The following is an 18,256-nucleotide window of genomic DNA, read 5'->3' on the forward strand; positions in this document are numbered from 1 at the left end:
CATTCATTCGCGTTATTCTTAATCAATGTAATGCTCAAATCCATATACAAGTCCAGGTTGCTCCATTACCTTTTGAATACCGATCTTGACTCCGGGCATGTAGCCTGCCCGTTCGTAGGAGTCCTGACGAATTTTGAGGGATTGTCCAAATCCTCCGAAAATAACTTCCTGTTGTGCGAATACACCCGGAAGACGGACACTGTGGATACGGAACCCTTGGTAGTAGCCGCCGCGTGATCCTTCGAGTGTTTCCTCCTCCTCCGGGCTCCCTTGACGCAACTCCTGCCGCTGCTCAGCGATCAGTTCTGCGGTCTTAATTGCCGTTCCCGATGGCGCGTCCAATTTCTGATCGCCGTGATATTCGATAATCTCCAAATGAGGGAAGTATTTAGCAGCTTGAGCCGCAAACCGCATCATCAAAATAACGCCTATTGAAAAGTTAGGCGCAATCAGACCGCCAATTTGCTGTTCCCGACACTGCTTGTCCAGTTCATCAATTTGCTCCGGTGTAAATCCCGTTGTCCCGATAACAGGACGAACGCCATGCTTGATGGCAAGCGCTGTATGTGCGTACGCAAAACGAGGACCTGTAAAATCGACCATGACATCCGGACGACTATCCAGCAAAGCCTGCTCCACATCCTCCATAATAGCGACGCCCGCTTCCGGAAGTCCGACGAGAAGGCCGGCATCACTGCCGGCATGCGTTCTGTTTACTGCAGCTACCAGCCGAAGTTCTTCATCCTGGAGAACCAATTTTATAACCTCACGGCCCATACGACCGGCTGCTCCAACGACAGCCACTTTTATTTGCTCTGGCATTTTACAACTCCTTATGCATCAATTCATGCTAGATCTGTTCATTCATTTGCTGGCATAACTTCTTCATGAGATTGGCAAGCTGTTCATTGTGAGGAAACAACGCAGCCGCCTCACGAGCAGCCTGCACGGCCAGCTTATATTCGTTCATTTCATCATAAACCAATGCAAGTAGCATAAAAGCGTCACCACATAGCGGATCAAGGGCAATCGCCCGTTCAAGCAGCAGGATTGCATCTCTGCGCACCTGTGGCGTAGCTCTGTCGACATCCAGCATTTTTCTGGCTTTCTCCGTCTGCTGTCTGGCCTCCAGCGTATGCAAATGCAACACATATTCATCCTGCTGCGGAGCCAGACGAACTGCATCGCCCGCATAAGCAAGCGCTTGCTCTATCCGCCCACTGCGGGCGTAGGTGACCGAACAGCGGAAATAATGCTCCGCATGATCAGGCTGGGCGGAAATCGCTTTTTCAAACCATTCCACGGCCCGCTCAAAATCGTTCTGTAAAATACACTGATAAGCTTTCTGAACGTATTCCTCCGCCTTCATGACACTGCACCTCCGGGTAACCGGTTTGGTACAGCATATGTACAAAACGCCTAAACGGTGTCCTTTTTGGTCCAGCGATTTGCATCACGTGTGTTAAATTTATGCATGACCTTATCATGTGCATCGGTCAAATTAATACCAAGCGAGTTTGCAAAGCAGACCGTGATGAACAAAATGTCTCCCAATTCCAGCTCAATCGAATTGTCGGCCTCATCCGTTTTTTTCGGTTTCTCGCCAAAGGAATGATTGACTTCTCTGGCCAGCTCCCCGACTTCCTCGGACATCCGGGCCAGCATTGCCAGCGGGCTGAAATATCCTTCTTTGAATTGTGAAATATATTGGTCTACCTCACGTTGAATTTCATCAAGCGATTTTTCCATGAAACACAATCCCCTCTAATGTGCAGGTTTATTCATATGTTATCGTAAAGCACATTTGAAAACAAATATTTTTTAATGTGAATTTACTCACATCATGCAATCGTCAGTATTTTAAAGCTACTGTAAAAAGGTATACTAAACTTAAGGATCTACGATCTATCCATATCAAGTCGTTCATCACCAATTTGCTACTGCGAGGGATTATATGAAAACATCCAAGTCTATTGAACAGCTTAAAATCATTTTACCCATTGTGCTCGGCACTGCTATTTATGCATTCGGCCTGCTTTATTTCATTATACCCAGCAAACTGATGGAAGGCGGCATCACAGGCATCACCCTCCTGCTGAACTATGCTTTCTCGATATCTCCATCCCTCTCCACATTGCTCCTGAACATTCCTCTATTTTTAATTGGATGGAAAATGCTTGGCGGCAAGCAAATTATTTATACCGGAGTCGGTATCGGGGCGCTCACTTTTTTTCTGTGGTTGTTTGAAAAAATGATTCACCTCGGGTGGATGGGCACATTTCAGACTGAGCACGATTTTATACTTTCTTCATTATATGCCGGGGTTACGCTCGGGGCAGGATTGGGCATCGTATTCCGGTTTGGCGGTACCACCGGCGGGTCGGACATTATTGCCCGTATTTTAAACCGGAAGTTTGGCTGGAGTATGGGAAGAATTTTGCTGGTAATTGATATCGTCATTATCGGCGCATCGCTGCTGTACATACCCAAGGAAAAAATCCTGTATACGCTGGTCGCTGTGTTTATCGCGTCCAAGATTATTGATTTTATACAGGAAGGAGCCTATTCAGCCAGAGCCTTCATGATTATCAGTGACCATACGATGGATATTGCGGATATCATTACACAGGATATGGATCGCGGTGTTACTATCATTCCGGCTATAGGGGCATTTTCCAGGCAGACCAAGCATGTTGCATACTGTGTCGTGTCCCGTCAGGAAATACGGCGTTTGCATCAAATTGTGAAGTCGGTTGATCCACGAGCGTTCATCATCATTCAGGATGTGCATGATGTACACGGGGAGGGCTTCAAAGAGGAATAGCCCGGAATTCCGGGCAAGTGGTCAGGCGTATATTCATTGGATCAATGACAGCGAAGTTCGTTGCAGCATTTCAGTCTTAACTGGAGAAACCGGATCGATATTTACGGTAACCCACATAAGCAAGTGTCAGCAGGATCATCAGGCCGATTGCCAGTTCTGCTCGTCGCTCGCTTTCATATGGGATGAATGGAGCCAGCGCGGTAGCGTCTTTTTCACGTCCAAACAAGGCATTAAACGTCGGGTTTCCCTGCTCTAGTGCCCCTCTAATCGCTGAAGCATCCACATTTTTCTGATTTCCCAATCCTTTAACGTAAGAAATCCATGAATCTGCTCGAACAACCTCTGTTGTTTTACCGCTGATCAACGCCGCCGTCCGGATCGTCTCGTAATGATCCTCCAGCACTGTTGCTCCAGCAGCGAAACCTTTCATATTTCCTTTAGCAAACTGGCTATTTAAGCCGCTGATATCTTCTTTTAAAATTTTATAATACTGCTGCCATAAAGGCTGGCGCGGATGTGCAATCGCATCTGCCGCAAGTCGCAAATTGGCAGCGGCCTTCACCCATTCATCCGGCGATGCTTGCACGGATTGTGTAGCTTGCTGTACCTCAAGAATGCTGCCGGATAAAACATGAATGGCCTCCACAGACAGTGCAGCCTGTACCTGACCCGTGCTGAACCATCGGCTTACCTCCGCTACATCGGCGCGTGCTTTTTCAATATTCCCATCCATTACATCCCGGTACAACATCGCAGCCGCACGATCCAGTTCCTCTATTTCCTTTGCATTACTGGTGGACTTGGGCTGATCCCGCGCTTCCGCAATGCCCGGAGGGAAACAAACGGAAATCGACAAGACCATAGATAACACAACTCCCGAAACGACACGCAGCACACCACGAAACGCCTGACTCCAAACCATGGGACATCCCTCCTCACCTTACTGTATGGCAGGGTTACAGGGACTAGAACTTGGCTTTAGCGTGCTGCTATCTGCCAGGGCAGGTTATGCCCGTGACAAAATAGGAAACATCAGTTTATTTTCTGTACATATACTTTCATTATTAGATCTATAAAATAGTGTGGTATCTTCTTGATTCAGAAGAGAAATTTCGCAACCGTCCATCGGCTCTGGCGTAAAGCCGAAAACAATTTTCTTCGTTTCTTTTTCCATGACTACAGATAAAATCAATTCTATAGGAATATCCCCCGTTCCAAAAATATCGTAACAATTCATGATATTTTCTTCAAAATCCATAATGACAATCGTGTCATACAGAGGGATATAGAACACCTTATCTTTAAAAAAAGAGGTGCAATAGAACAGAATCAACCATTCACTGCTTTCCATAGAAAAATATGAATAAGGATTTAAAGAGGAACATTTTCTTTTCAATAGCTGTAAATCTGACGTCGCCTCCATGTTCAATTTTTTAACTGGAGCGTCCATGCTTTTAATTGGTGCTTTCCGGGTACATTGATACTCTTGTGCAGCAGCAAAACCAAATTTAGGATAAAACTCCTTCACATCATCATTCGCAAAAAGATACATTGCATCACAATTCCCATGCCAATCCTGTAGCACACGTCCTATCAAAAAGCGACTCAGCCCTTGATTCCTATAGTTAGGATCTGTCATTACGGTTCCAATTTGAATAAATTTCTTCTGTTCACCTGACAAACTAAAATCCATCAGACTCACAGATACATTAGCCACCACGCAATCCCCATCTAACAGTACATAAGGAATATATTTTTCATCCCAGAATCCTAATTGATGCCAAACTTCAAAATTCAGATCAAAACTTTGTTTTGCTAATTGGTTAAAGCTCTTTCTTATTTTAAGATCATCACGAATTCCCTTTTTTAATCTATATTCTTTTTTATTTATAACGATATCCATCAATAATTCTCCAATTCGTAAAAATTAAATCATAAAATTAATATTAGACTATTCCAATGATTTGGCCTTATTATGTGAGGAAGCCATTCGATCACGCACGTACATGGCAAGCCATGAGGCTGCGATACTGAAAAGGGTCAGCATATAGGTAAAAGTACGCACTTGTGGTACATCATCCGTTAGCGTCCTCGGAAGATACGGATATATGCCGAATGTATAATCGACCGTATCATTTAACAGTGTCCACAAAGCTGCTACGCACAGAGCCGTCCATTTGCAGGTGAAAAAACGAACGAACAGTAAGGATTCGACTGCCATTGCCGTATGAGATGCTACCAGCATCCAATCCTGCCATATCATATGCCCTCCCTGCGCGACACCCAAAAAAATAATAGCTGAGGCCCAAATGCCATATTTTACACTCGTAACCACAGCTAACGCCTCCATCAGCTGGCGAATGACCTTCAAGCCCTTCAGGCGCGGTGGATAAAGCAGGAAAAATACAGAAATCGTAAAAAACAGGCTGGCCGTCGGACTATCAGGCACAAATACAATCTGCCATATCGGGTGATAGCTTAGCGTATATTCTAATTGCCCTCCATACCATATGTACCCATACACGGTTCCGATCAGGTTACACCAGAACAGCAACCATAAAAAAGGCCGGCTCGTCAAGAACGACCGGCTCCATAAATAAGACAACAACACGTCCTCATCCTCCGTTCATACGATAGATGCCCCATACAGGCTCCATCCTACAAAGACTATATCATATAAAGGCGTATCAAAAAAACCTGGCCGCTGCTACGGTCAGGCTTGATGATTATGGTCTTGTATTGCCAATTAGTCTGTTACCCAAGGCCAGATCTCCTGAAACGGCTCAATTGATCGCTTTCAGTTCATCCGTAAGATGACGAAAAGCTACTTCATCTCCGGAGGCCAGCGCCTCATCAATATCCTTGTAGAGCTTTTCACTCCGGTGTTTACGTAATGCCTCGTCCAAAACCATTTCAGCAGACAGGCCCAACATTACTTCATAAGTAACCTTCATTTTATCCATAGGATGCACCTCCAACATGAGTTTAAGAGATCCTATATTCTTTTCCTTTCGCCACATAGCTGAGTGCCGTCCGTGACATCCGCTGCAAATCTGCGTCTGTCAATTCTCGCACCACTTTGGCAGGTGTACCGAGAGAAAGAGTATAGGGTGGTATTTTGGTATTTTCCGTAACGACCGACCCTGCTCCTATTAAAGCATATTCACCAAGCTCAGCTCCGTTGAGTACAATGGCCCCCATACCGATTAAAGTGCCTTTGCCTACCGTACAGCCATGGATAATCGCAGCATGTCCCACCGAAATATCATCCGCAAGCACCAGGGGCTGGTCCGTGTTCACATGTCCCACGACACCGTCCTGGATATTGCAGCGTTCACCGATGATGACAGGCGCCATATCCCCGCGCAGTACGGCATTGAACCAAACTGAGGAATCTTGGCCGATCGTTACCTTTCCGACAATTTTTGCTCCTTCTGCCACATAGACAGATGAATGGAGCTGTGGCATGTTCCCGTTATAGTGAATCAGCATCAACTTCACCCTCTCATTTTGGGTGAATTCTATCAACATGTATGCTGCTTGTCAATGGAGCCGCATACCCGGGTCGTTCCGCCCAATGCGGTACTCCCCTGCCAGCTTCAGCCCCCAGGCGGTCATCTGTACAGATGGCCCCGTCGAATGCTCACCCAGACGAAGCATACCCAAGTGGAGCATCATTCGTATAATTCTCTGATCAAAGACCGAACGGGGCGTATCATAATAAAACGGTCTGATCAGCGGGCCGATATGTACAAAAAGTGACTCCGAGGACGTCCAGGGCCTGGCACATTCTCCTATCCAGTAGACCAGAGAAAGTAGATTGGGAACGGCTCCTTTATACAATCTTAACCAAAACCTGAATAGCTGCATCATCTCATCCTCGATCGCGTGCTCCCTGCGTGCCTCCCCCTTTGCCGTCAGCACAACACGATCCCCCTTCTCCTCAATAAACCTGGAGTGACGGGCATAATCATATAGCAATGCCATTCGGTCGGGATAAAACTTAAAGGAGGAGCCATATCCAAAACGCCAGCCCCCTTTGCCCAAAAGCGGCTCCGCAATATGCAAATGCTCCATCAACTGCTGCTGATTGCGACGATACCATGCCCCCTCCGGGTTAAGCGGAACTTCATGCTGCTCCATGTACTGAAGGAAAAGTCGTAAATCCTCCGCCAAAAGATGTCCCTCATCCCGGTATGACGTTGGCTCACTTACCCGGATCATTCCGTTTTGCAAGTCTTGCACCATGACACGGCGGAAACGCTCCTTCATGTCCAACGGAATTTGATACAAATACCGCGTATTGTGCGTCGAACCGTTGAACAGCCAGCCACTGTTGCGTAAACGGGCCACAATGTCGCGCGGTCGCTCACCGGAATCCCCATCCTCCTCGGCAGATTGTTTAGCAATCGCAATCAATTCCTCCATACTGAAATAAGGCCGGTCATCGAATAGCAGTGCGTTCAAAAACCTTACCTCTGACAACTTCAGCTCCCTGACCTGCATCTCAAAAAAACTGCTGCTGCCGAGCTTTGTCAAAATGCCCTGGATCAGCTCATGTTTGGAATTGGGCTTACAGTCACATTCGTAATACACCGCGATTCTGTTCAAATGCACAATATCCGCAAATGTCAGCATATCCGCCAGATTCATCGTTCCATCGCCTCGTCACTGGACTGTCATCCGGAATTGATTCTTACCTGTTGTACCCACAGCTTTGACGGAATGTTCAGACTCTAAACCTCTTTTTTACAAAGCTATAATTAAAAAATAAAAAGACCACGGCTTCTACGCTGAGTAGAAATTCGTGGTCTTTCGTCAACCTTTTGAGTTACAATCGCTTTTTTCCTGTAAATGTCTGGTGCAATTATACAACAGCGGCGTCCAATCCGTATCCTCACGCTGGAGAACACTCAGTGACAGATTGCCAATTCGTTCCGTAAACTTTTCCTGATACAAAGCCTTATACAAATTAGCCAAAAAACCGCCATGAGAAACGACCAGCAGGTTCTTGTCCCGGTTTTCCGACCAAATGGCCTCCATAAAAGCCAATCCGCGGAGTTGAAGAGCTTCATCGCTCTCCTGTCCCAGATCCAGCAGATGCCAGTCGCTCCCCCACTTCTTCTCACGCTCGACCTGCGTCATGCCCTCGACCTGACCATAAGCACGTTCTCTCAGCCGATCGTCTGGCTCCAGCAAAGGAAGATGAAGAGCAGATGCAATAATCTCTCCCGTCTCCTTGGCTCTCGAAAGGCTGCTTGTAATAAGTCCATCCCAATGATAGGGCTCATCTTTTAAACGTTCTGCCAACAAGCGTGCCTGCTGGCGCCCTTCCTCATTCAACGGAATATCACTGTGGCCCTGGATTTTACCTACCGCATTCCAATCCGTTAATCCATGTCTGATCAAGCCAATACGCATCGTGTTGTTTCCTCCGCTATTTAGTTATTCAGGCATTGTTATGAATCCGTATTGGACCCAGCTGTGCTGCTAATTTCTAACCCGTCTCGCACGATGAATCCAGCCCAGAGAAAATAAGGCAAGCGCAAGTGCCAACACAGACAGCAACATCCAATATTGCGGGTAAGTAGGAACAATGCTTGCAACCAGCGGGTCCATAATGCCACTATTCACATCTTTAATGTGGTATTGATATTGTGGAGATGTACTTGTAGTTTCTAGCAAGCCTGTCGGTAAAATACCCGTATCCATGACAGGTGCCGCTTGAGGAGGGTTTTCTTGAGAGGAGCTTCCATTCCAGTTCAAAAACAAAAAGCTACACAAAAATACCGCCAAAAATCCGGCGATCCACACGGACATATACTTACGAGATGCCGGGTTCACACGCGCACGCCGATGCTCGCCGGGAACAAGCCACGGTGACTCTTCATAAATCCGATCCATGACCCTGCGATTCATTGCTTCCGCCTGCTCATCTGTTATCTCAAAGGAAATATCGCGAATAGCGGATCCACTTTCTTTTGACAAATTCCACTCATTTTCTTTCGAACCATGCTCCCATCCGGCAGACGAGCTTTTGGCCCGTCTGTGCTCCGAGTCTTGTTTCGATACATTTTTGCCTGTAGCGAACAAATCCTCAGCGTCCCTGGATTTCATTGGCTGCTCATCCCTTCGTTTTCCTCATAGAGAGGCTCAAAAAAATAAGGCTCCAACTGCGTCTTCACACTGGTTCTGGCCCGGAAAAGCAACGATTTCACCGCACTGACCGTCTGCCCCAAAATCGTAGCAATCTCCTGATAGTCCAATTGCTCGTATTCGCGCAAAATCAGCGCAGACCGCTGCTTCTCTGGCAATCTGTTGATCGCTTCACGAACCATCTCTACCTTCTCGCCGCGAAGGACGGCCTGCTCTGGAATCACATCCAATGGAGCAACCGGCACATAACCGCTCTCCTCCAATGGAACCTGACCGCTACGATGCTTGCGAAGCTCGCTCAGCACCGTATTACGTGCAATCGTATATAACCATGTGGAGAACGATGCATCTACCTCGCGAAAAGAGTGAAGGCTCCGGTACGCTTTATAAAACGTCTCCGAGCATAAGTCCTCAGCAATCATTTCCAGGTTCGAACTTTTTAGCATATGATAAACAAAAGCTAAAATTTTACGTTGGTGCCGCCTCATTAATTCTGAATAAACCTCAACATTTCCTTGTTTGATTTCCTGAATCATCTGGGAATCTGTCATCATCCGAGTGAGACCCTCCTCGCCCATACATGTGCTGTTCTCCCATCCGATTCTGTCTATATATACCGAACAGGCCAAAAAAAGTTGCGCACTCTGCGCAAATGGATGAAACAGCATCATGGAACATTTGTTTTTTTCTTACCCTATGTAGTGCCAACAATAACGGTGCTATCCCAACATTTCTCAACATCCACAATGGACTTACCCATTGTACCACAAAATAGTCGTCAGTAAAAAAGTCCAAAATCCCCGTGATTTCCATCACGAGCTACATAACGCTAGCAACCGTTTACGATATGCGGCATTTCCAACCTATTTTAAGTTTTTCAAGATAAAGTCACATAACCTTGAATCTGTCCCTTTTGAATACGCTGGTAAGAATAATTACCCAAAAGAAAACGCTTTAAAAAATCATTGACAAAATGAAAACGTATACATATAATAAAAGTACAGTATGGTTTCTCTCCACTCCTATCCTACTCAGCTACTCCATAAGAGCAGCTACCACCCGGGGCTTTACCCGGGTGGTCTTTTTTTGCTTTCAAGAAAACATAAGCCGTGAAGGTTGTAAGGTTCCCGCCTCTTTGCATTCAGCCTTGAAACCTGAACTAAAAACTAAAAATCCCCTTGCTCCGATGCAAGGGGATTATTTGTCCTACTGGATTATAACTGTGCCAAATTAACAGCTTCAATAATGAAAGGAGTATTTGCAGATATTGGTCCTGCGCTTCCGGTATTGATGGTCAGAGCTGATGTTGAAACCGAAAATGTGCCTTGTTCTTGCAGCACGCCATTGATGTAAAAATTGTAATAACCATTCGGTACTGTCGGGAACGCAGTTGCCGCTGTACCTGTATCATCTACAAAACTAGTTGCGGGAGTGTTTAGTCCCGGCGAAATCGGAGTTGTCGTCGGCCAAGTGTAGAAAAATCTGCTTGAAGTAACAGCCGCACTAATAACAACATTGAAAATAGAAAGAGCCATATTACTTTCACCTCCTTCCTATAATTTCAGTAAATGCATGAAATTATAGAAAGGAAGTGCCATAGTCTACGGTAACAAATTAGTTGGCCGAATACTGCGCAACGAAGCCCACTGATTCTATAATTATAGGAGTACCAGATATAATCGTTTGCCCTGTAGGTTGGATGGTCAAATTTTGGGGGCTAATGTTATATAGCTCTCCTTCTTGTAAGACGGCATTAATAAATAAATTAGTGTATCCGCTTGCTCCAAAGCTGATGAGCTCGTTAGCGGATTCACCAGCATCGTTTACAAATTGATGAGCTTGAATAACTAGCTCGCTCTCCAATTTGATATTAGAGTCGGCTACCCAAAAAAACCGTTTCACTGTTGGTAAAATGGTGATTGGCGAGCGTAAAAGCTTTTTGTTTTCAGGAGATGCCGTTTTTGGAATTAGCATGCGAAATTTTAAGGGACGACGTTTATAATTGCGTTTAGAGTAATTAGCTGTACTCCATTTTTTAAGACACAAACGGAATATCCGTCTCTTACCGATTGCGATTTTTTTCTTCGAACGGAATGCCCGACAAGCAGACAATGAACCCAAACTTGTTTTTCTATATGGATGATGTCTATGTTTTCTTTTAGGATAATAGGCGACCTTAATGCTGTCACGGCTCAATTTAACTTTCGTTTTCAGATTAACCATGTGAATCGCCTCCTGTTTATAAATACTATGCTATTTATGAACAGGAGAATGGACTTATAACCAAACAAAACTTAGACAATGGTCTATTTTCACCCAAATTTAGGCCAATTCACCACCATATATTGTTCTGTGGAAGATGATCTATACACTAATTCGGTCAATTTAGGAATATATATTTTATTATGCAAAAGGCGAATGAAGATGTTCTCCATTCGCCTGCCAAATCATTTTTTTAAATTTCCAATAAAGGAGATGGTCATACCACCACTTTATAACTCATCGAATCCAGCAACGCCTTCGCCCGCTCCCAATCCTGCTCCTGACGGAAGGAAAGCCGCATAATACCGGGAACATCCTCCCGGCTTTCGATGATTTGCATATTGCTCAGGTTAATGCTGTTGTCCCCCAGCTCTGTTGCAATTCGACCGATAATCCCCGGGGTATCCGGTACATCAATATACAGATCAAACGTTGAGACGATGACACCTTTGCGGCGTTCCGGCAGCTCACTGCGGAAATGTCCCGCCGTCAAAAACTCGTCAGCAATTCCCTCTCCGTCTTGTATTCTCAGTAAATGGGTAAAACGCTCAATCTGCCCGTTCCACTCTTCCAGCAGACCTAGCAAAACATCACGATTGCTCAGCAAAATGTCCCGCCACACAATAGGATCACTGGAAGCAATTCGCGTAATATCGCGAAATCCGCCAGCAGCCAGCGTACGGTACAACGGATTTTCGTCATTGTGCTTGCGCACCTGATTCACCAGCGCCGCTGCAATAATATGCGGAAGATGGCTGATCGCCCCGACAATGTCATCGTGCATATCAGGCTGGACACGCACAACCTGAGCTCCTGTATATTTCAACAGACGCTCCAGCGAACTGTATGCTTCCTCAGGCACACCTTCTGCGGGGGAAAGTACATAGTAGGCATTCTCAAACAGTAACGCAGAAGCAGCCTTCACACCGGAACGCTCCGAGCCGGCCATCGGATGGCCACCAATAAAATAAGCATGACGCAAAGAGATTTCCGACGCTTTATTGGCAATCGACGATTTTGTACTGCCTACATCGGTAATAATACAACCCTCTTTAAGCGGCAACCTGCTTAACAGCTCCAGATAATGCTCCAGTAAGCCGACAGGTACGCATAAAAAAATAAAATCGGCATCCTCTGCCGCCTCTTCAACCGAAAGAGTCGCAGTGTCCACGACACCACGGCTCAACATCGGCTCCATGAGCTCGGGGAGATGAGCATGACCAACAACGGTAATGCCCGGCTTCCCTTTAAAACAAAGCGCAAGGGACCCACCGATCAGTCCCACGCCGAAAATGGCAATCTTCATCAATTATCAAATCCCATCTGCGGAAATTATAGACGCGCTTTCGCCGCTTCCGCCCCCAGGACCTGTTCCAGCGCACGGATAAACCACTCATTTTGCGGCTGTGATCCAACCGACACCCTAATGTATGTCGGATATTTGTGATGACCAGCGCGAATAATCACGCCTTTACGAAGCAGCTCCTGAAATACCTCACCCGACGGGCGACGTACATCCAGCATAATGAAATTACCATGTGCCGGAAAATATTCCAGTCCAAGGCGCTTTAATTCATTTTGCAAATAGGCTCTGCCCTCTGCGTTGCGGTCACGGCATTCCTGCACAAAATCCTGATCTTCCAACGCCGCAACCGCCGCAGCCTGTGCTACCCGCGAAGTATTGAACGGCTCACGAACCTGATTAATCAGGCGAATCGTTGCCACAGCTCCCATACCGTATCCGATGCGAAGCGATGCCAGACCGTAGATTTTGGAGAAAGTGCGCAATACAACCAGATTTTCATAGGCTGGCAATAAACGAATACCGTCTGGATAAGTGCTATCCGTCACAAACTCGAAATACGCCTCATCCAGCACAACCATAACATGCTTCGGCACCCGATCCAAAAATGCGATCAATTCTGCTTCAGGTACAATCGTGCCTGTCGGGTTGTTCGGATTACAGATCCAGATCATTTTCGTACGGTCGTTAATCTGAGACAACATGGCTTCCAGATCATGCACCCCGTCACGCAAAGGCACCTCAACAGCAACCGCTCCCTCAATTTCCACATTGCTCTTGTATACGGAGAAGGTCTGATCGGCCATGATACTTTCTTCTCCGGGAAGAAGAAAAGCGCGCGTAATCAACGCAATAATCTCGTCAGAGCCACAGCCATAAATAAACTGATCCTCTTTCAAGCCCGTATGTTTAGACAGCGCCTGTGTTAAAGCTACCGCGCTGCCGTCAGGATATACACTAATATTCGCAAATTCCTCCTGAATGGCCTGCAATACTTTAGGAGAGCTGCCATACGGATTTTCATTCGAGGCGAGCTTGATCACTTCATCAAGTCCCAGCTCACGCTTCACATCTTCAATCGGTTTACCGGGCTGATATACCGGCAAATGTACAATATGCGGTTTAGGTTGCATGCCCCTACCTCCTCTAATCCATTCAGAACTAAATTTGCTGCTTTCTATATTGATGCCAGCTACTGCTTTAATTGTGCCACAAAATTACGAATTTGCAAAAGTCCTTCTTCTCTGCGCGCAGAATCGTCCAGCAGCGGGATCGCTTCCTCCACCTGACGCACAATAGCACTTCCGACGACAACTCCATCACAGATGTCTGAAAAACGGGCTACCTGCTCCCTAGTAGAGATACCGAACCCAACCGCCACCGGAATATCCGTATGCCGCTTGACCTGCGTGATGAAGCCCTCTATACCCTCAAAAAAGGAAGCTCTTTCTCCGGTCACCCCAAGAGAGGATACACAGTATACAAATCCGCGTGATTGACGGACAATTCGTTCAATCCGTTGTTCAGAAGTTGGAGCCACCAACGGAATCAGATGTACACCAACCTCTGCCGCCCGTCCTCCCAGCTCTTCTGCTTCCTCAAGCGGAAGGTCGGGAATAATCAGGCCACTGATGCCATGCTCCTGCAAGCCTGCAAAGAAAGCATCCATGCCCATCTGCAACACAGGATTATAATATGTGAACAAAATAAAAGGCAGGCTTGATCCCGCCGCCCGGGCCAAAGAAGCCGTCTCCATACACGTGCGGATCGAGATCTGCCGTTTCAACGCACGCTCAGACGCACGCTGAATGACAGGTCCGTCAGCCAGCGGGTCCGAATATGGAACCCCCAGCTCTAATATATCGGCTCCAGCCAACTCCAGTTGCCGAATGATTTCTACCGTCGTGTCCACATCCGGATCGCCTACCGTCAGGAAAGGAATTAATGCTGTTTTGCCTTCATTTTTGAGACGTCCAAACACCTGATCAATTAAATTCATGACGGATTTCCTCCCAAATGCTTAATAATGGAGTCCACATCTTTGTCACCGCGACCCGACAAACAGATAACAATAATATCATCCGCCTTCAAGGTAGGTGCCAGTTTAACGACCTGTGCAACTGCATGTGCCGACTCCAACGCCGGAAGAATACCTTCCGTACGGCATAACAATTGGAGGGCATCCAGGGCTTCCTGATCGGAAATCGGAACATACTTGGCCCGCTCAATATCCTTCAAATACGAATGCTCCGGCCCAACCCCCGGATAGTCCAATCCCGCCGAGATGGAATGCGCTGGCTGTACCTGTCCGTATTCATCCTGAAGCAGATAACTCATAGAGCCTTGGAAGACACCTTGCGTTCCCTTGCTCATAGTTGCTGCATGAAATTCCGTTTCCACGCCTTTTCCAGCCGCCTCGACGCCAAGCAAAGCTACCTCGTGATCCTCGATAAAAGGATAGAACATACCGATGGCATTACTTCCTCCACCGATCGCCGCTACCACGACATCTGGAAGTCTGCCTTCTTTTTCGAGAATTTGACGGCGGGTTTCATCGCCAATGACACGCTGGAAGTTGCGCACCATCATTGGATACGGATGTGGTCCGACCGCCGAGCCCAAAATATAGAACGTATCATGGACATGGCTCACCCAATACCGCAAAGCTTCATTCCCTGCATCCTTGAGTGTACGTGTGCCCGATGTAACCGGAATGACCTCTGCACCCAATAGTTGCATACGGAATACATTTAGTTGCTGGCGTACGGTATCCTCTTCCCCCATAAACACCTTGCACTCCAGTCCGAGCAATGCCGCGACGGTCGCCGTCGCAACACCATGCTGGCCTGCGCCTGTTTCGGCAATGACCTTCTGCTTGCCCATACGCTTCGCCAGCAGTCCCTGCGCCAGCGCATTATTAATTTTGTGGGCTCCGGTATGGTTCAGATCTTCGCGTTTCAAGTAAATTTTAGCCTTGCCCAAATGCTGACTCAGACGCTCCGCATAATAGAGCGGCGTTTCCCGGCCCGAATAATCCTTTAGCAGTCCGTTCAGCTCTGCGTTAAAATCAGGATCATCCGCATACTTCCGGTAGGATTCCTCCAATTCAATCAGTGCGTTCATCAACGTTTCCGGTACAAAACGTCCGCCAAATGTTCCAAAACGTCCGTTATTATCAGGTAATTGTGTCATGCCTGCTTCACCCTTTCTACGAATGCTGTGATTTTTGCAATGTCCTTGACTCCATCCGTCTCTACACCGCTGGACACATCCAGCCCTTCGGGATGATACTCGGTAACCAGCTTTTCCGCATTATCGGCAGTCAGCCCGCCGGCTACAAACAAAGGAATTTCATTTTGTTGGGTCCAAGCTTGATAGGTAGGAATCCGATCCCACGCAAACGTTTTGCCGGAGCCGCCACCATATAGGGGATCATATGTATCCAGCAGTAAAGCGTCAATCGTTCCGGCATAGGCATCCAATTCGTCCGTCAGGCATTCTGTCTGACCCTTCACCGTCTGTCCTTTACTGTCCACAGACCATGCCTTGAATACCTGTACACCAAAATGCTCCCTGATCTCCCGGCAGCGCTGCGGACTCTCCTGCCCGTGCAGTTGAATGACATCCAATGGTGCTTTTTCCATGACATCATTTAACAGTGCGTCATCAGGGTTCACAAATACGCCCACGCTGCGCGGTCTGCTGCCTGGGGTCCATTCATCCAATACGCGAAGCAGCTCTCCAGCCTGTGCGCCGTCAATCCGGCGCTTGCTGTCGGCAAACACAAAACCTATATAATCGACCGGTAAGTTTACCATAGATTTTAGCACTTCAACGCTTTGAAGTCCACAAATTTTTATGCCCGTTTTGTTCATGCTTTAACCCCGTCCATCAAATCGGCTACAGCCTGTCCTACATCATCCTTGCGCATCAGATGCTCCCCTACCAGGATGCCGTGTGCGCCTACTGAATGTAAATACTTCACATCTTCGGGTCCGGCAATGCCGCTTTCGCTGATAAACGTAACTCCTTTAGGAATCAGTAAGATCAGCTCCTCTGTCGTCTGGAGGCGGGTCTCAAATGTCCGCAGATTTCGGTTGTTCACGCCAATCAAGGTAGCTGTCCCCAGATCCAGCACAGCTTTAAGCTCCTCACTGTCATGCACCTCTACCAATGCGTCCAGCCCCAGGTCCTTGGCAATTTGTAAAAACGACCCCAAAACACGTGGCTCCAGTATAGCCGCAATCAACAGCACTGCATCCGCTCCCAGCAGACGAGCTTCATAAATTTGCCGTTCATCAATGATAAAATCCTTGCGCAGCAACGGAATTTTTACCTGTTCACGAATTTGGTGCAAATATTCAGGACTCCCCTGAAAGTACGTCACATCCGTCAGGACAGAAATGCAATCAGCTCCAGCTCCCTCATATGCCCGTGCAATGTCCACCGGATGAAAATCCGGTCGGATCAACCCCTTGGAGGGGGAAGCCTTCTTCACTTCGGCAATCAGTCCGAGCGGACGATTACGGCGCAGAGCTATAGCATCCTCGAATCCTCTCGTCGCAGGTAAATCGGCAACCAATCGTTCGGCTTTACTGATTTGAAAATGCTCCTTAAGCTGCTCTACTTCCTGTCGCTTCGTCACTACAATTCGATCAAGATACATATTGATATTCCCCCGTTGCCTGTATTAATTGATCCAGCTTGGACAGCGCCAGCCCCGAGTCAATAGCTTCAGCCGCCCGCGCTACTCCATCTGTCAAGGTAGCTACTGCGCCCGATACATAGATGCACGCACCGGCATTCGCTAACACGACATCACGATAAGCTCCGCGCTCCCCGTTCAAAATCCGACCTATAATGTCGGCGTTAACCTGCGCGTCTCCACCCAGCACTTCATCGAGACGGTGCGTCTGCAAACCCAGATCCGACGGGTTAAGTTCAAACGTATGAACCTGACCATCCTTCAGCTCAGATACCCGTGTCGGTGCCGAAATGCTGATTTCATCCAATCCGTCCAGACTGCTGACGACCATGGCCCGCTTGGAACCGAGTCGATTCAGCACCTCAGCGATCACTTCCGTTTTTCCCGCATCATAAATGCCCAGCAACTGCCGATCCGCACCTGCTGGATTCGTCAAGGGACCGAGCATATTAAACACCGTTCGTACTCCAAGCTCCCGGCGTGGAGCGGCAGCATGCTTCATAGATGGATGATACAACTGCGCAAATAAAAAGCAGATGCCGATACGATCCAGACATGACCGCGCCTGATCACTCGTCAAATGGATATTGACCCCTAGGGCCTCCAGCACATCGGCGCTCCCGGCACGTCCGCTTGCAGAGCGATTGCCATGCTTCGCTACCCGTACAGATACCGAAGCCGCAATAATAGCGGATATCGTGGAAATATTAAACTTGTGAATACCCGAACCCCCGGTTCCGCATGTGTCCAGCAAATGGGTATCACCTTCTCCGGTTTGCACCGGACTGGCATAGCTGCGCATAGCTTCGGCAAATCCGGTGATTTCCTCCACTGTCTCCCCCTTGATGCGCAGAGCCGTCAGCAGCCCGCCAATTTGCGCCTGCGTGGCACTCCCACTCATAATCTGTTCCATCACGCCGCGGGCCTCCGTACGTGAAAGATGCTGTCCCTCAATGACCCGGCTTAACCCCACTTGCATAATGTCATGTCGTTCCATCGTCGTCTC

Annotated in this window: 22 protein-coding genes; 1 reads left to right on the forward strand and 21 read right to left on the reverse strand. The window is 47.5% G+C overall.

Going from position 1 to position 18,256, the window contains the following annotated elements:
* Positions 1-18: 18 nt before the first annotated feature.
* From dapB to ABIA61_RS06140, 3 genes are read right to left on the reverse strand one after another with little or no spacing between them, the layout of a single operon-like run.
* A complete protein-coding gene (dapB, locus tag ABIA61_RS06130) occupies positions 19-822 on the reverse strand; it encodes a 4-hydroxy-tetrahydrodipicolinate reductase (RefSeq protein ID WP_283652225.1) in 804 nt (267 codons plus the stop codon).
* A gap of 28 nt (positions 823-850) precedes the next feature.
* Complete coding sequence (locus ABIA61_RS06135) at positions 851-1,369, reverse strand: tetratricopeptide repeat protein (protein ID WP_404518939.1); 519 nt, start codon at positions 1,367-1,369, stop codon at positions 851-853.
* Between the two features lie 50 nt (positions 1,370-1,419).
* Positions 1,420-1,749, reverse strand: a complete 330-nt coding sequence (locus ABIA61_RS06140; protein WP_044648452.1) for a nucleotide pyrophosphohydrolase — start codon at positions 1,747-1,749, stop codon at positions 1,420-1,422.
* A 205-nt stretch (positions 1,750-1,954) separates the two neighbouring features.
* Between ABIA61_RS06140 and ABIA61_RS06145 the strand changes: the two genes are divergently transcribed.
* Positions 1,955-2,824, forward strand: a complete 870-nt coding sequence (locus tag ABIA61_RS06145; RefSeq protein WP_283652227.1) for a YitT family protein — start codon at positions 1,955-1,957, stop codon at positions 2,822-2,824.
* A gap of 76 nt (positions 2,825-2,900) precedes the next feature.
* On the opposite strand, the gene ABIA61_RS06150 is transcribed toward ABIA61_RS06145, so the two are convergent.
* The 18 genes from ABIA61_RS06150 to trpD form a co-directional block, all read right to left on the reverse strand.
* Positions 2,901-3,746, reverse strand: coding sequence for a sporulation protein YpjB (locus ABIA61_RS06150; RefSeq protein ID WP_404580479.1), 846 nt, complete (start codon positions 3,744-3,746; stop codon positions 2,901-2,903).
* Between the two features lie 84 nt (positions 3,747-3,830).
* Positions 3,831-4,727, reverse strand: coding sequence for a GNAT family N-acetyltransferase (locus ABIA61_RS06155; RefSeq protein WP_283652229.1), 897 nt, complete (start codon positions 4,725-4,727; stop codon positions 3,831-3,833).
* A 48-nt stretch (positions 4,728-4,775) separates the two neighbouring features.
* A complete protein-coding gene (locus ABIA61_RS06160; protein WP_283652231.1) occupies positions 4,776-5,435 on the reverse strand; it encodes a DUF1405 domain-containing protein in 660 nt (219 codons plus the stop codon).
* A 172-nt stretch (positions 5,436-5,607) separates the two neighbouring features.
* Entirely contained in the window at positions 5,608-5,787 is a 180-nt protein-coding gene (locus ABIA61_RS06165) for an IDEAL domain-containing protein (protein WP_025682222.1), read from the reverse strand.
* Between the two features lie 22 nt (positions 5,788-5,809).
* Entirely contained in the window at positions 5,810-6,316 is a 507-nt protein-coding gene (locus ABIA61_RS06170) for a gamma carbonic anhydrase family protein (RefSeq protein ID WP_014282075.1), read from the reverse strand.
* Between the two features lie 51 nt (positions 6,317-6,367).
* A complete protein-coding gene (locus ABIA61_RS06175; protein WP_283652232.1) occupies positions 6,368-7,477 on the reverse strand; it encodes a hypothetical protein in 1,110 nt (369 codons plus the stop codon).
* Positions 7,478-7,642: 165 nt separating this feature from the next.
* Entirely contained in the window at positions 7,643-8,245 is a 603-nt protein-coding gene (locus ABIA61_RS06180; protein WP_404518934.1) for a histidine phosphatase family protein, read from the reverse strand.
* Between the two features lie 69 nt (positions 8,246-8,314).
* Positions 8,315-8,941 carry a hypothetical protein gene (locus ABIA61_RS06185; protein WP_044648459.1) on the reverse strand — a complete coding sequence of 209 codons (627 nt, stop codon included), beginning with the start codon at positions 8,939-8,941 and terminating at the stop codon, positions 8,315-8,317.
* Positions 8,938-9,534: an RNA polymerase sigma factor gene (locus ABIA61_RS06190; RefSeq protein WP_014282079.1), complete on the reverse strand. Its 597-nt coding sequence runs from the start codon at positions 9,532-9,534 to the stop codon at positions 8,938-8,940. The genes ABIA61_RS06185 and ABIA61_RS06190 overlap by 4 nt, the downstream gene beginning before the upstream one ends.
* A gap of 660 nt (positions 9,535-10,194) precedes the next feature.
* Positions 10,195-10,515 (reverse strand): DUF4183 domain-containing protein, encoded by a 321-nt coding sequence (locus ABIA61_RS06195; RefSeq protein ID WP_283652234.1) that lies wholly within the window; start codon positions 10,513-10,515, stop codon positions 10,195-10,197.
* 79 nt (positions 10,516-10,594) lie between these two features.
* Entirely contained in the window at positions 10,595-11,203 is a 609-nt protein-coding gene (locus ABIA61_RS06200) for a DUF4183 domain-containing protein (RefSeq protein WP_283652235.1), read from the reverse strand.
* Positions 11,204-11,459: 256 nt separating this feature from the next.
* Positions 11,460-12,548, reverse strand: coding sequence for a prephenate dehydrogenase (locus ABIA61_RS06205; protein ID WP_283652236.1), 1,089 nt, complete (start codon positions 12,546-12,548; stop codon positions 11,460-11,462).
* Positions 12,549-12,574: 26 nt separating this feature from the next.
* On the reverse strand, positions 12,575-13,678 hold the full coding sequence (gene hisC, locus ABIA61_RS06210) for a histidinol-phosphate transaminase (RefSeq protein ID WP_283652237.1): 1,104 nt from the start codon (positions 13,676-13,678) through the stop codon (positions 12,575-12,577).
* A 59-nt stretch (positions 13,679-13,737) separates the two neighbouring features.
* Complete coding sequence (gene trpA / locus ABIA61_RS06215) at positions 13,738-14,544, reverse strand: tryptophan synthase subunit alpha (protein ID WP_404580480.1); 807 nt, start codon at positions 14,542-14,544, stop codon at positions 13,738-13,740.
* On the reverse strand, positions 14,541-15,737 hold the full coding sequence (trpB, locus tag ABIA61_RS06220; protein ID WP_404518932.1) for a tryptophan synthase subunit beta: 1,197 nt from the start codon (positions 15,735-15,737) through the stop codon (positions 14,541-14,543). Before trpB ends, trpA begins: the two co-directional genes overlap by 4 nt.
* Positions 15,734-16,420, reverse strand: a complete 687-nt coding sequence (locus tag ABIA61_RS06225; RefSeq protein WP_283652239.1) for a phosphoribosylanthranilate isomerase — start codon at positions 16,418-16,420, stop codon at positions 15,734-15,736. Before ABIA61_RS06225 ends, trpB begins: the two co-directional genes overlap by 4 nt.
* Positions 16,417-17,211, reverse strand: a complete 795-nt coding sequence (gene trpC / locus ABIA61_RS06230) for an indole-3-glycerol phosphate synthase TrpC (RefSeq protein ID WP_283652240.1) — start codon at positions 17,209-17,211, stop codon at positions 16,417-16,419. The genes ABIA61_RS06225 and trpC overlap by 4 nt, the downstream gene beginning before the upstream one ends.
* Positions 17,201-18,247: an anthranilate phosphoribosyltransferase gene (gene trpD / locus ABIA61_RS06235; protein WP_283652241.1), complete on the reverse strand. Its 1,047-nt coding sequence runs from the start codon at positions 18,245-18,247 to the stop codon at positions 17,201-17,203. Before trpD ends, trpC begins: the two co-directional genes overlap by 11 nt.
* Positions 18,248-18,256: the final 9 nt, after the last annotated feature.

The sequence above is a fragment of the Paenibacillus sp. RC21 genome, assembly GCF_044907935.1.
GTDB lineage: Bacteria > Bacillota > Bacilli > Paenibacillales > Paenibacillaceae > Paenibacillus > Paenibacillus terrae_A.

Bases quoted from the DNA above. Each gene is read 5' to 3' on its own strand.
- ABIA61_RS06190 (WP_014282079.1), bottom strand. From the start codon at position 9,534: ATGATGACAGATTCCCAGATGATTCAGGAAATCAAACAAGGAAATGTT.
- ABIA61_RS06225 (WP_283652239.1), bottom strand. From the start codon at position 16,420: ATGAACAAAACGGGCATAAAAATTTGTGGACTTCAAAGCGTTGAAGTG.
- ABIA61_RS06180 (WP_404518934.1), bottom strand. From the start codon at position 8,245: ATGCGTATTGGCTTGATCAGACATGGATTAACGGATTGGAATGCGGTA.
- ABIA61_RS06185 (WP_044648459.1), bottom strand. From the start codon at position 8,941: ATGAAATCCAGGGACGCTGAGGATTTGTTCGCTACAGGCAAAAATGTA.
- ABIA61_RS06145 (WP_283652227.1), top strand. From the start codon at position 1,955: ATGAAAACATCCAAGTCTATTGAACAGCTTAAAATCATTTTACCCATT.
- ABIA61_RS06140 (WP_044648452.1), bottom strand. From the start codon at position 1,749: ATGGAAAAATCGCTTGATGAAATTCAACGTGAGGTAGACCAATATATT.
- trpB (WP_404518932.1), bottom strand. From the start codon at position 15,737: ATGACACAATTACCTGATAATAACGGACGTTTTGGAACATTTGGCGGA.
- ABIA61_RS06170 (WP_014282075.1), bottom strand. From the start codon at position 6,316: ATGCTGATTCACTATAACGGGAACATGCCACAGCTCCATTCATCTGTC.
- dapB (WP_283652225.1), bottom strand. From the start codon at position 822: ATGCCAGAGCAAATAAAAGTGGCTGTCGTTGGAGCAGCCGGTCGTATG.
- ABIA61_RS06175 (WP_283652232.1), bottom strand. From the start codon at position 7,477: ATGAATCTGGCGGATATGCTGACATTTGCGGATATTGTGCATTTGAAC.
- trpD (WP_283652241.1), bottom strand. From the start codon at position 18,247: ATGGAACGACATGACATTATGCAAGTGGGGTTAAGCCGGGTCATTGAG.
- ABIA61_RS06135 (WP_404518939.1), bottom strand. From the start codon at position 1,369: ATGAAGGCGGAGGAATACGTTCAGAAAGCTTATCAGTGTATTTTACAG.
- trpA (WP_404580480.1), bottom strand. From the start codon at position 14,544: ATGAATTTAATTGATCAGGTGTTTGGACGTCTCAAAAATGAAGGCAAA.
- hisC (WP_283652237.1), bottom strand. From the start codon at position 13,678: ATGCAACCTAAACCGCATATTGTACATTTGCCGGTATATCAGCCCGGT.
- trpC (WP_283652240.1), bottom strand. From the start codon at position 17,211: ATGTATCTTGATCGAATTGTAGTGACGAAGCGACAGGAAGTAGAGCAG.
- ABIA61_RS06200 (WP_283652235.1), bottom strand. From the start codon at position 11,203: ATGGTTAATCTGAAAACGAAAGTTAAATTGAGCCGTGACAGCATTAAG.
- ABIA61_RS06155 (WP_283652229.1), bottom strand. From the start codon at position 4,727: ATGGATATCGTTATAAATAAAAAAGAATATAGATTAAAAAAGGGAATT.
- ABIA61_RS06205 (WP_283652236.1), bottom strand. From the start codon at position 12,548: ATGAAGATTGCCATTTTCGGCGTGGGACTGATCGGTGGGTCCCTTGCG.
- ABIA61_RS06195 (WP_283652234.1), bottom strand. From the start codon at position 10,515: ATGGCTCTTTCTATTTTCAATGTTGTTATTAGTGCGGCTGTTACTTCA.
- ABIA61_RS06150 (WP_404580479.1), bottom strand. From the start codon at position 3,746: ATGGTTTGGAGTCAGGCGTTTCGTGGTGTGCTGCGTGTCGTTTCGGGA.
- ABIA61_RS06165 (WP_025682222.1), bottom strand. From the start codon at position 5,787: ATGGATAAAATGAAGGTTACTTATGAAGTAATGTTGGGCCTGTCTGCT.